Below are 12,679 nucleotides of genomic sequence, written 5' to 3' on the forward strand. Positions count from 1 at the left end.
AATTTTTAAACAAAGATATGCAATCTTAACTTTTATCATAAACTTCATCTGGATTAAATACTTTATTTCCTACAATTTCCAGTTCATCATCTATTACTTTCCTGAAAAAGCAGGATTCATACCCTTCATGGCAGGCCCCGCCTTTTTGGCTAACTTTAATAAGGACCGCATCTTCATCACAATCAACACGTATCTCTTCAACGTGCTGGAAATTGCCTGAACTTTCTCCTTTAAGCCAGAGCTTCTGGCGTGAAGTACTCCAGTAGTGTGCTTTTTTTGTTTCTATTGTCTTTTTAAGGGCTTCTTCATTCATGTAAGCCACCATAAGGACTTCAGAAGTTTTATAATCCTGTGCTATTGCTATGACTAAGTTTTGATCGCCTACTTTGTGTCTAAAATTAAAATTGCATTTTTCCGTTTTCATTTAATCCATCTCCAGTTCATCGCGCAATTTTATGGGCAGGTTATCAAGATCAACTAACTCCTGATTTCCAGATTCCATATTTTTTAATGTAACTTTTCCGCCTTCGATATCCCTTGCACCAACTAAAACCGCATATTTTACTCCTAAATGGTCTGCATAAGATAACAATTTTTTGACTTTTTTCCTTGCAAGGTCAACATCCGCTGAAATTCCATTTCTCCTTAAGTCTTGAACGATTTTAAACGACTCTTTCCTCATATTGCCGGACAATGGTGCAACGAATACATCTACATGTCCTTCCACTGGAATCTCTGCATTCTGTTTTTTAAGAGCTTCCATAACCCTATCAAATCCAAATGCAAATCCTGTAGATTCTACTGGCTCACCACCAAATATCTCTATTAAATTATAGGTTCCCCCACCACTTATTTGTTTTTGTGCACCTAGACCATGTACATAAATTTCAAATACCATTCCAGAATAATAATCCAGTCCACGAGCTATTCCAAGATTGACGATGTAATTGGTGAATCCAAATGTTTCAAGGTGATTTAACAGATCTTCAAGATCATCCAATGCTTTAAAAGCACCCTCACACTTTTTTATAATACTTCGCACTTTGTCTATCACTTCATTGTGTCCTTTTATCTCAATTAGCTTCAAAAGGATTTCTTTAAGAGACACAGAGATATCCATACTATTTAATAAATTTCCGAGTTCTTCGACATCTCCTTTATCAACTAAACCCATTATCTGTCCCTGTTCATCTCCAGGGATTTTTGCATCATTTAACAGGCTTCGAATGATTCCTAAATTTCCAATGTGGAATTCATAATCAGTTAAACCAATTTCATTAAGACAGTGAGCTGCCATTGCTATAACTTCGGCTTCTGCTTCTGGAGATCTGCCCCCAATAAGCTCGCATCCAAACTGCCAGAACTGCCTGAACCTGCCTGCCTGAGGGCGTTCATACCTGAAACAGCTGCCAAAGTAGTACATTTTAATTGGTTTTGGACTTCTTTGAAGTTCATTAAGATAAAGTCTAGATACCGGTGCGGTTAATTCCGGCCTAAGAGCTAAATCTCTTTCACCTTTATCTTTAAAGTGGTATATCTCTTCTTTAATTGCCTCTCCTGATTTCATGGTAAAAAGAGATAGATCTTCAAATATCGGCGTTTTAATTTCACCGTAACCGTAATTTTCGAATACTCGTCTGAATGTATTTTCAACGTATTTTCTCTGTTTCATTTCATCTGAAAGAAAATCACGTGTTCCTCTAGGTCTTGATATTTCCATTATAATCCTCCAAATCAAAATAAATAGATCGCATATTGTTAAATCTAAAAAAATGATATTTTTTGATACTCTTTAAGTATCTATAAAATTCATTTAAAATAATTTTGCAAAATTTAAAAAGTTACAGAAAAGTTGATCTAATTTTGAACACAATATCTCATTCATAGTACTTCAAATACTCCCTCATCATTTTAGGGAATGATTTTGCGCTTAAAAATCTCAGCCCGAGCCTTTCAGCCCAAACTTTTATACCCTCATCGGCTGCCACAACTCCTGCTCCTAACTCCTTAGCAAGAAGCAGACAATCAAGATCAGGAGCACTGTCAAGAGTACCTTTTCTTAATGCAGCCCTGTATTTTTTTCTAAAGTCTTTTATAGCACTTCCAAGAACTTCAAATTCAATGTCTGATTTTTCCTGCCCTCTTCCTAATCTAACCATAGATTCTACAGCAGTTTCCCATATGGCATTTTCTGATATTTTCATACCTTTGTTCATCCTTTCCCTCATGTCATGGACATACTCATAGAATATTTCAGAAGGTATTTTAGTATCATATCTATTTGGGCTTTTTTTTACAATCCATGTCTCTGTTTTTACCAGTATATCTTCAGGGCATTCGTACCTAGTCATATAATTTATAAATTCTTTATAAGTAATAGGAGGCATGTGACAGCTCATGTTAAGTTTTATCCTTGATTTAGCAATTAAATCTACTAAAATATCCACAGTAGTGGCCAGGTCTCCTTCTCCAATTTCATCTCTAAGCTGTGTATCTGTAAATGCAGTTGTATCCAACACAAACCTCTGTTTTGCAGGCATTATACTCCCTCGATATCTGAAAATACCATATCCTTTAAATTATATCTTAAATTAAATGATACTCCTTTAGCTTAATTAAATATATAACTATTCCTGAATTATAACATGATCTAATTCTAACTACATTAATTTTTATCTAATAAACAATATAAAATGTTCTAAGAACCAATAAATGTGATAGAAATGATAACCGGTAAAACAAATGTCGTAGGAGTAATAGGCGATCCCGTGGAGCACAGCTTATCTCCACCAATGCATAATGCTGCTTTTAAGCATTTAAAGATGGATTATGTTTATGTACCTTATCACGTGAAAAAAGGTATGCTCGGTGATGCAATAATAGGTGCGAAATCGTTGAATATAAAAGGGTTGAACATTACAATTCCACACAAAACAGATGTAATGAAACATCTTGATGCGCTTGATAAATCTGCAGAACTCATTGGGGCAGTTAACACAATTAAATTCGATGAAGACTACGCAAAAGGATACAATACAGACGGTATAGGTGCTGTAAAAGCTATTGAAGAAATAAGCAGCGTGAAAAATAAAAAAGTTATCATACTAGGGGCTGGTGGTGCAGCCCGTGCAATTTCATTCCAGATACTTATGGACGGGGCGGAGTCCATTGTAATTGCAAATCGGACAGTGGCAAATGCAGAGCAGCTCCAGAGAGATCTGGTTGAAAAACTGAATGCAGATGTTAAGAGTATAGATCTTGGTGAAAAACTCGAAATTGAACTTTCAAATGCCGATATTTTGATAAACACCACCCCAATTGGAATGTATCCGAATGTAGATCAGGAGCCACTGGTTAAAGCTGAATTGATGCATGAAAATTTAGTTGTTAAAGACTGCGTTTATAACCCATTACAAACAGGACTGATCAAAGAAGCTGAAAAATGCAATGCTAAAGTAGTATCTGGGCTTAAAATGCTTATTTATCAAGGTATGGAGGCATTCAGAATATGGACCGGTGTGACTCCACCTTTAGAAATTTTTGAACGCTCCTTAAAAGGCCAGTTTGAATAACTTATTAACCCATATTTTTATTTAAATGATTTAAAATCAATTTAATGATAATTAACAGAGCAGAGGTAATAATCATGGAAAACATCACTATAACAGACAACCATATCCATGTCGACCCACATAATGGTGAAGGTCCCATTGAGGTTGCAAAAAAATTCCAGAGGGCTGGTGGAAATGTGATGATCATCCCCAACAAACCAACATGGACAGTCGGAAAATTGTGCAGCTTTGAGGAAGCAATGGAACTTGTTATCAAATGTGTGGATAAAATAAATACAGATACCGATGTGAAAGCGTTTGCAGTGGTTGGTGCCCACCCTGCAGAACTCTCAAAACGTGTGGAAAATGGTATGGAACTTGAAATGGCAGAAAAAATGATGATGGGTACACTGGAAGATGCGCAAAGACTTGTACTTGAAGGAAAAGCTATTGGAATTGGTGAAATCGGCAGACCCCATTATGAAGTCTCACCTGAAGAGCTTGAAGCCCACAACAGGATTATGTCATACGCCATGGAACTTGCAGCTGATGCTGACTGCGCTGTACAGCTCCATACAGAAGATGCAACTGAAGAACATTTCCTGGAATTTGCCAGAATGGCAGATAAAGCAGGTTTAGACAGACATAAAGTTATGAAACATTTTTCAGGGCCGATGGTTAGTGTTGATGAAAATCATGGTTTAACCCCTTCCATTATTGCAACAAGGACTGTGGTGACTGAGGGGCTTAAAAAAGGAACTAATTTTTTAATGGAAACAGATTATATGGACATGCTCTCGAGACCTGGTGCAGTTTTAGGCCCAAAAACAGTTCCAAGGCGGACAAAAGAGCTCTTAAGAAATGGGACTTTAACTGAAGAAGACGCCCATAAAATCCATGTGGAAAATGTAGAAAAAATTTATGGAATTGACCTGGGCTTCTAAATAGATAATGCAGGGTTCAATTTAACTATTTTTAATTTAAAAAAGGGATTTTAATCAGTGGCTTCCACCAATAATGAAAGAAACTACACTTATAAGTACCCCAATTAAAACAATTTCAAAACTGACCCTTAAAAGGCTGTCCCTTGATACTTTACCAAGATACACTCCCAGTATGATTAATGCTGCAAAACAAAATATCACAGTAGTTATGGTAGCTGTTATTTTATCTGGAATCAGCAAAAAAGGCACTACAGGAACGAAAGACCCTATGAAACTGGAAAATCCATGGGTAAACATACTCATGTAAATCCTTCTTTTGGCCTGCTTGTAAATGATAGTCTCGTCAAGGTCGCCCTCGTTCAGCATCATCTTTTCTTCAAGTTCACGCAGTGTCCTTGCTTCTTCTGCCCTTTCACCTATGAAAGAACCAAATGCGTTTGACATTGCAAGAGCTATACCCCCACTTAATCCAGTAAGACCTATAGCAAAATTAGAAATTTCGAGCCCTCCAGCACTTGCTACGCCACTTGCAGCCAGTGTTACACCCATAACCGCAAGAATTCCGTCTAAAGTACCTAAAGCGACATATCGGCTCATCTTAAAATATTCTTCAATTAATTCTCGTATGTTCATTTCTTATTTTTCTCCAATATACGATCTGTTTAGAATGTTCATAAAATCAGATGTTTATACTTTTATATTAATAAGTTATTTTAACTTCATTTATTTTTAAAATTTCTGTTTTCAAGACAGGGATCTCATCTTTTACAGTTTCCCAAACCACATCAAGATCACAGTCTCCACTTTCAAGGACATCTCTAACATTTGCAATGGTTTCCCACGGGATCTCAGGGTATTTATCTTTAAAATCACATGGCATATTTTTAACCGACTCGCCAATGATTTTAACCCGCCTGATTACTGGTTCGTGAATAAAACCAGTACTTAAAAATTCTTCTTTGGTAATGTCCTTTGTGTAATCTTCGATGAGGTCGATAGATTGTAAAATATGGTCTAGAAATATATTTGAAGTCATATGAGTTCAACACAAAAAGTTATTTTAGGGTATATTAATTTGATCATATTATATTTTTTTCTTAATATGTATTCGTGTAATTTATTAGGGTAAATCTAATTTTATAATGACATCCAGATGCAATAAAGGATCAAAAATTAAGAAAAAAAGAAATAATTAAATAAATAATTCATAATTTAAAATTAACCCCTTCCTAACTCCTTATGAGCCCTCGCAAGGTGTCCTGCAGCCAAAGCTGCCATTAATGAAAGCTCACCTGCAAGCACAATTCCTGCAATGATTTCAGCGAATTTATGGACCTTTTCATTTCCATAGACTCCCATAATTTCAAGGCACTCGCGGGCTGTACCAATACTTGTACCTCCCCCAACGGTTGCAATCGGAACGTCTGGAAGTGTAACTGAAAAGTAAAGGTCCCCATTTTCTTCTCTTGATGCAGTGGTTATTCCAAGGCTTCCCTCAACTATGTGGGCTTCGTCCTGTCCCGTGGCTAAAAATATAGCGCCGATCATGTTTGCATACTGGGCGTTGAACCCCATACTTCCAGAAATTGCAGATCCAATCAGGTTTTTAGATGTGTTAACTTCAACAATGGCTTCAGATGTTGATTTAAGCTTTTTTTCGACTATTTCCTTTGGAACGATGATCTCTGCAACAAGGCTTTTACCTCTTCCCTCTACCATGTTTATAGAAGATGGTTTTTTGTCCACACATACATTTCCACTTGATGCAATTACATGGGCACCTGTTTTATGGGATAAAAGGCTTAAAGCTGCTTCAGTTGCTATTGTAACCATGTTCATTCCCATACTGTCCCCTGTTGTAAATACAAATCTAGGGTAAACATACCTGCCTACTACAAGTATCGGGTCGATTTTTATAAGCATTCCATGTCTTGTGGTTACTTCCGCCGCTTTTTTAAGCTCTTTAAAGTTATTTTCAATCCATGCTTTAATTTCAAGTGCATCAGTTACAGATTTAGCCTTTATAACTGGTGCCCTTGTCATTTTATCGCTGATTATTTTGGTGGTGACTCCACCTGCTCCAGTTATAGTAGAACATCCCCTGTTTATAGATGCTATAAGCGCACCTTCCGATGTTGCAAGGGGTATATAAAATTCACCCTGGGCATAATCTCCATTAATCTTAAGAGGGCCCGCGATTCCAACAGGTATCTGAACTGCTCCTATGGGTTGTTCAATGTTCTTTTTAGATGCACTTTCCATATCGATTGAATAATTTGATAAATGTTCAATTTTGGAATTGCTTACTTCTTCTATAAATTTACGCCTGATTGCCACCGCTTGATCAATGTTATCAGTGTACTTTTCAATTTCGCGAAGTTTAATTTCTCCAGCTTTAAGTTTATCTATAATTTCTCTTTCATTTACCATAACCATCACCGATAAGTTTTATTTAAAATTTAAAAATTAAAAGTCATTTTAAAGCTCCATTAAATGAAGATATCTGTATTTTATATAAAATAAATTTTAATTATGATTAAAATAAGAATTATTTTAATGCATCTTTTATAACTTTTACAATTTCAGAAGGCGCTGAAGCTACAGTTACACCTGCTTCTTCAAGTGCGGCTATTTTACTTTTTGCAGTTCCGCTTTCCCCTTCAATAATTGCACCTGCATGCCCCATCCTTTTACCCGGAGGTGCAGTAACTCCTGCAATGTAAGCCACGACTGGTTTTGAAATATTTTTACTTATGAACTTCGCTGCGTTTTCTTCAGCATTTCCTCCAATTTCACCAATCATCACCATTGCGTCGGTGCCGTCGTCGTCTTCAAACCTTTGAAGCACATCTGCAAAGTCCATACCAACAACAGGGTCTCCCCCTATACCTAAACATGTGCTTTGGCCCATTCCTGCATTGGTTATCTGATTTGCAACTTCATAGGTTAGTGTACCACTTCTTGAAACTATTCCAACATTTCCTTTATTAAAAATATGCGTAGGCATTATTCCAAGCTTTCCAACACCTGGAGTTATGACTCCCGGAGTATTAGGGCCTATTACAATAGTATCATTCTTTTTTGCATATTCTACGATTTCCATTGTGTCATGCACAGGAATATGTTCAGTGATTATAGTTACAATATCCAGCTGTGAAATAGCTTCAAATGCCGCGTCCTTAGCAAATGGTGCCGGAATAAAAATAATTGATGCATTTATATCCGGATTTTCTTCTTTAGCCTCTTCTACTGAATTATAAATATTTACAGGCCCTAATTTTTGGCCTCCCTTTCCAGGAGACGTACCTGCCACAATATTTGTATTGTAAGCAAGCATCTGTTCAGTGTGGAAAGACCCCTGCTTTCCTGTAGCCCCCTGCACAATACAGCGGGTATTTTCATCAAGAATTATCATAAGTTCACTCTCCCGAGATTCTCATTCTTTCAAAAAGGGGTACTGCCAAATCCATAACATTTCCATTCATAAAAGCAGTAACTGACATTATAACGCCCCTTGGTATCACATAAGAAGGTGTTCCTCTCCTAACAAGATTCACGTGCTGGTTACCGACAGCTGCACCCACCATGGCCCCTGCTACAGTTCCAACACTTTCTATATTTTCTATTGTTGCAACAACTACAGGATCATCTGTTTGATCTGAAATGTAACCTACACCAGGTATTTTCAGTGTTCCGGTAACTCCTCCACCGCCGATATCTGTGACATCATCCATACCTTTCGCTGCCTTTATAACAGAATCTGCAACCTTACCTACAATTTCTTCGCCACCATATGTATCAAATGCAATAATTACAGCATCGGGATATCTATCTTCTCTTATTTTTGCCTCCGCATAAGAAATGCCTTCCCCTGCACCTTCAGGAGTTTTTGATATCCCACCTATATCTCCAAGGCTTTCTGCATTTTTACGCAGTATGTCTATTACTTTAGAATTAACAGATTCTAATTTATCATCCTCAACAAATGCACTTATAACCACATCGTCCCCTGTAATATTAGTTAAAGCCGCTTTATACGCTCCAACATCCAGTAATTGTGAAATATCATTTTCTATATTCTGGATAAGGGAACAACTGCAGGAAACATCATTTATTGAGATATCTGCACCAATAGCAGTTAGTTTCAAGTAATCACCCTTAATTAAATTTAATGTAATTTTGTATAAGCTATATTTCAATGAACTGCTTTTTATACTTTTATAGGCTATCATCCTCTTAGAGTATTAAATAAACGCCCATATCTATAATATATTATAAAAATTTACTGTGCTTGTGCCTGTAAATTTAAGTGGAATCTTCTTGAAAAAGTCAGTTTAATTTAAATAAATCATATTGCTCAAAAATAGACTTATTAAATACCTAAAAAATAAAATAAAACTTTATTAGCCCAATTTTATCTTTTCAAAGAAAGTAAAATTTGTATGTATTCTACAAAATATCAAAATAAACCTTTTTATATGTAAATTCGTAACTTATTTTAAACAAAAATATGAAAAATAGATGAAAACTACTTAAAGTAGAGTAAGACTAATATGATATCTATAAATTCACATGAATATATAAAACGACCAGGTAGTACCAATGTTTCAAAAAACAATGATTTGTGCCCCCATAATTGAAAAAAGTCCAGAACTTGCCCTTCAATCTGCAGAAAAAGCTATTGATCTAGGTGCAGATATACTGGAACTTAGAATAGATGTACTTGAGGACCCAGATCCTGACAGGGTTCAACAGCTTATCCAAGATATGGACTACCCAACCATTGCAACAAACAGAGTACAAAGTGAAGGCGGATTTTTTAAAGGATCTGAAGAGGAAAGAACCTCAATTCTAATAAATGCTGCAAAATATGCAGATATAATAGATATAGAACTGCAAACAGATGAAGAAATGCGGGACGAAGTTGTAAAAGCAGCAAAATACACCATAATATCTTATCACGACTTCCAAAAGACCCCTTCATTTAAAGAACTTTTGGATGTAGTTAAGGCAGAAAAAGAAATTGGAAACATAGCAAAATTTGCTGTAATGCCCAACGAATATAAAGACACTTTAACTGTTCTTAACGTGCTTTCGGAAGTTCCAAATACCATAGGAATTGCCATGGGCAATCTCGGCAAATATACGAGAATAGTGGCACCTATCTTTGGGTCTCCAATTACCTTTGCATCAATTGATAAAGGATCAGCACCAGGACAGATTGATATTAATACTACTAAAGATATTTTAAGGAAATTGATGGTGATAGATTGAAATTAAGGTCATGGTTTGTTATAGGAATAATTATATTAGGAGTTATGGCTACCTCAGCCTGTATTGCTCCTTCAAATAATATTGGAATAACTATTGATACAAATGGTACAAATGTAACCGTTAAATCAACCACATTTTTAAGTAATCCACCATCACAGATGATGTCTGAGATGGAGCAACAGGCTTTAACAGACATAGAAAGCTCCAACAGTACAGTTGAAAGCGTGAAAAGTGATATGCAATCTGTAGCTAAAAAATATAACTATACAGTTAATGTTACCATAAATTCCCAGTTTGGGACTGATCAGCTCCCAATGCCTGCCCAGGTGAGCGGAACTTCAATGGTTCCAACTTTACAGGATGGACAGAGCATAATTGTTCTTAAAACAAAAGATTTTAAAGTTAACGATATTGTAGTAGCCGTCCATCCAGATTATGGTTTAATAGTAAAAAGAGTGGGCCAAATTAGTGGAAACCAGGTATACTTAATAAGTGACAATAAAAATATAGAAACCACCACAGTAAAACTGAGCAATGGAGCAGTTGAAACCATTACCAAAACTCCATATAAAGGATGGCTTCCAAAAAGTAACGTGATTGGAGTCGTAAAAGAATATTAAATGGATTTCAAATCCATCTTTTTATTTTTCATCTGTAGGTTATTTTTAATTTAGCTTGAAACTGAATTTTTTATGAGGTTAATTAAATGAATGGACAAAATAGAAGGGACATATCTCCAGGTATTGAAGTTTATATAGTTTTAAAAAAAGATCAACGTTCAGGGAAAAGGACTAAAGGCATAGTTAAAGATATACTCACAAATTCATCATTTCATCCACATGGAATAAAGGTGAGACTGCAGGACAGTCAGGTTGGAAGAGTACAGGAAATTATCAAATAATATTTAAATCAAAATTAATTTTTAAACCCACTTAACAGCTCATTCATATCTCCTACAAACTCTAAACCTGCATTTTTACCAGTTCCAGAGAATAAAATATCTTTTTTACCCTCTTTAATATAAAAATTAACATTAATCTTAGAATTTAAAGACTCGTTTACCCTTGATGTCATTTCGCCAAGGGATGGTGCTGGAAGATCAACTCCTTCCGTTCTTTTAGCGTTTATTTCCAATATTTCTTCTTTATTTTCCAGTTTAATTTCAATTATATCATCATTAACTATTAATTTACAAATTTTAGTCCCGTTATATTTTGTAAACCTGTGAATTTTACCATTATACAGTAATCCAAATATGTATCCTGTAAAATAATTTCTAAGCCATGGAATTTTAGCTACAGAACCAAATAAAGATATTCCATCATTTTCAAAGTGATTTGTCTGCATCCATATCCATGAAGAAGGCATAGAAGTTCCCCAATCTTTTTCAAGGTACCCTTTACCTCCATTAAAAGATATTCTATTATCATTTATATTTACATATCCTTGAATACAATGATCAAAACTTAAAACTCCATGATAACACTCCATTTTAGGTACAAATGCATACCAACCCATAACTCCTGGAGATAATAATCTAACCGGCCATGGAATTATATTACTAAAATTAAGGTCTGCCTTGATTTTATTTTCTCCATCATCAATATCCAGATGAATATTTTTAAGGCTGAAAGTGCTTTTATGGATTTTTATTTCAAATTTTGATTTACCTGCCCAGAACTCACTTGTTTTATAAGTAAAATAGTACATTTTATGGTTTTTTGCATCTAAAAACATTATAAAAGCATGGGATTTTTTAGGATCCCTTGAAAGGGAAATTCCGGGTATTATTGAATATGCAGTTTTCTCTTCTTTATCTATTGACTTGAAATACCATCCTTCAAAATAATCCCTTTTTTTACCTCTTCCCTGAAATATTTCAGGTTTCCATAGATTGGCCATATAACACCACTTAAAAAGTAAAAAATAATTTAACTTAATTCTGATAATCTCTTAATCCTTTTTACCATGTTTGGATGTGTTGAAAATATTTCCATTATTTTATCAGCTGTTTTTACCCTTGTTTTGGTGTATTTAATCTGTGCAAGTTCACTTTCACTTATGGTACCATCTTTGTCCAGGTCCATTGACCTGAGGTCATCTATCTCATTCCTTGCATCTGAAATATCATTTGCAAAAAATGCCTTTACACCTTCCACCTGTTTCAAGTCCTCTTTGCTGATCATTGCAGATCCATAAACTAACTTGTAAAGAGCACTTGCAAGGTAATTTGGCTGGTTTCCCAGTTCAACACTTCCTGCATCAGCATAATACTCTCGAACACGAGATACAAATAATACTATGAGATTTCCAAGGAAATACGCAATTAAAGCCCCAATTCCAATTATTGCAGTTCCATTGTCCCTACCTCCATCTGAAAATAATGTGCTGATGTATATCCAGTAACAGATAAGGGGCACGACACTAATTAGAGTCATGACCACCATATCCCTGTGATTTATATGGGACATTTCATGGCCTAAAACTGCTTTTAATTCATTTTCATTTAATAAGTTGAGGATTCCACTTGTAACACATATACGGCCGTCTTTTTTGCTTTTTCCAAATGCAAATGCGTTTGGTATACTGGTTTGGGAAATTCCAATTCGAGGTTTAGGAATATTTGCCCTAACTGCTAAATCTCCTACCATTTGATGAAGTTTCGGGGCTTCGGCTTCTGATAAATATTTTACACCCATGGTAATCTCTACCATCTTTGGACCGATCATGTACTGGATAAATGTCCAGATTAATACAAAAATTCCAAAGGTTAAAGGCCCCCCATATCCAAAGTAAGTGCCTATTAAAGCTATTATCACATAAACCAAGGCAAAAAGCAGTGCTGTTGCAATGATTAATCTAAGATTCAATTTCCATGTACGTGGGACTTTCATTTTTAAACACCCGATG

15 protein-coding genes are annotated in these 12,679 nt (G+C 35.5%); 5 read left to right on the plus strand and 10 right to left on the minus strand.

Annotated elements, in window-relative coordinates:
- Positions 1-25 precede the first annotated feature (25 nt).
- The 3 genes from hisI to ASJ80_RS13950 form a co-directional block, all read right to left on the minus strand.
- A complete protein-coding gene (gene hisI / locus ASJ80_RS13940; protein ID WP_069582950.1) occupies positions 26-424 on the minus strand; it encodes a phosphoribosyl-AMP cyclohydrolase in 399 nt (132 codons plus the stop codon).
- Positions 425-1,720 (minus strand): histidine--tRNA ligase, encoded by a 1,296-nt coding sequence (gene hisS / locus ASJ80_RS13945; RefSeq protein WP_069582951.1) that lies wholly within the window; start codon positions 1,718-1,720, stop codon positions 425-427.
- A 157-nt stretch (positions 1,721-1,877) separates the two neighbouring features.
- On the minus strand, positions 1,878-2,540 hold the full coding sequence (locus ASJ80_RS13950; RefSeq protein ID WP_069582952.1) for an RNA ligase partner protein: 663 nt from the start codon (positions 2,538-2,540) through the stop codon (positions 1,878-1,880).
- A gap of 183 nt (positions 2,541-2,723) precedes the next feature.
- On the opposite strand from ASJ80_RS13950, the gene aroE reads away from it, so the two are divergent.
- A complete protein-coding gene (gene aroE / locus ASJ80_RS13955) occupies positions 2,724-3,572 on the plus strand; it encodes a shikimate dehydrogenase (protein ID WP_069582953.1) in 849 nt (282 codons plus the stop codon).
- A 74-nt stretch (positions 3,573-3,646) separates the two neighbouring features.
- Entirely contained in the window at positions 3,647-4,495 is an 849-nt protein-coding gene (locus ASJ80_RS13960) for a TatD family hydrolase (protein ID WP_069582954.1), read from the plus strand.
- Positions 4,496-4,549: 54 nt separating this feature from the next.
- On the opposite strand, the gene ASJ80_RS13965 is transcribed toward ASJ80_RS13960, so the two are convergent.
- From ASJ80_RS13965 to ASJ80_RS13985, 5 genes are all read right to left on the minus strand, one after another.
- Complete coding sequence (locus tag ASJ80_RS13965) at positions 4,550-5,128, minus strand: TIGR00267 family protein (RefSeq protein ID WP_069582955.1); 579 nt, start codon at positions 5,126-5,128, stop codon at positions 4,550-4,552.
- A gap of 67 nt (positions 5,129-5,195) precedes the next feature.
- The gene (locus tag ASJ80_RS13970) at positions 5,196-5,531 is read right to left on the minus strand and encodes a HepT-like ribonuclease domain-containing protein (RefSeq protein ID WP_069582956.1); all 336 of its coding nucleotides are present in this window, start codon (positions 5,529-5,531) and stop codon (positions 5,196-5,198) included.
- 182 nt (positions 5,532-5,713) lie between these two features.
- On the minus strand, positions 5,714-6,925 hold the full coding sequence (gene hmgA, locus ASJ80_RS13975) for a hydroxymethylglutaryl-CoA reductase (NADPH) (protein ID WP_069582957.1): 1,212 nt from the start codon (positions 6,923-6,925) through the stop codon (positions 5,714-5,716).
- Positions 6,926-7,043: 118 nt separating this feature from the next.
- Positions 7,044-7,910 (minus strand): succinate--CoA ligase subunit alpha, encoded by an 867-nt coding sequence (sucD, locus tag ASJ80_RS13980; RefSeq protein ID WP_069582958.1) that lies wholly within the window; start codon positions 7,908-7,910, stop codon positions 7,044-7,046.
- A gap of 4 nt (positions 7,911-7,914) precedes the next feature.
- Positions 7,915-8,643, minus strand: a complete 729-nt coding sequence (locus ASJ80_RS13985) for a hypothetical protein (RefSeq protein WP_069582959.1) — start codon at positions 8,641-8,643, stop codon at positions 7,915-7,917.
- Between the two features lie 454 nt (positions 8,644-9,097).
- Between ASJ80_RS13985 and aroD the strand changes: the two genes are divergently transcribed.
- From aroD to ASJ80_RS14000, 3 genes are all read left to right on the plus strand, one after another.
- Entirely contained in the window at positions 9,098-9,769 is a 672-nt protein-coding gene (aroD, locus tag ASJ80_RS13990; RefSeq protein ID WP_069582960.1) for a type I 3-dehydroquinate dehydratase, read from the plus strand.
- Positions 9,766-10,389, plus strand: coding sequence for a S24/S26 family peptidase (locus tag ASJ80_RS13995; protein ID WP_069582961.1), 624 nt, complete (start codon positions 9,766-9,768; stop codon positions 10,387-10,389). Before aroD ends, ASJ80_RS13995 begins: the two co-directional genes overlap by 4 nt.
- 86 nt (positions 10,390-10,475) lie before the next feature.
- Positions 10,476-10,670, plus strand: coding sequence for a YwbE family protein (locus ASJ80_RS14000; RefSeq protein WP_069582962.1), 195 nt, complete (start codon positions 10,476-10,478; stop codon positions 10,668-10,670).
- Positions 10,671-10,684: 14 nt separating this feature from the next.
- Here the strand turns inward: ASJ80_RS14000 and ASJ80_RS14005 are convergent, their stop codons facing one another.
- Positions 10,685-11,671, minus strand: a complete 987-nt coding sequence (locus ASJ80_RS14005; RefSeq protein ID WP_069582963.1) for a tocopherol cyclase family protein — start codon at positions 11,669-11,671, stop codon at positions 10,685-10,687.
- Positions 11,672-11,700: 29 nt separating this feature from the next.
- Positions 11,701-12,663 carry a M48 family metalloprotease gene (locus ASJ80_RS14010; protein WP_069582964.1) on the minus strand — a complete coding sequence of 321 codons (963 nt, stop codon included), beginning with the start codon at positions 12,661-12,663 and terminating at the stop codon, positions 11,701-11,703.
- Positions 12,664-12,679 lie beyond the last annotated feature (16 nt).

The sequence above is a fragment of the Methanobacterium bryantii genome (assembly GCF_002287175.1).
GTDB lineage: Archaea > Methanobacteriota > Methanobacteria > Methanobacteriales > Methanobacteriaceae > Methanobacterium_D > Methanobacterium_D bryantii.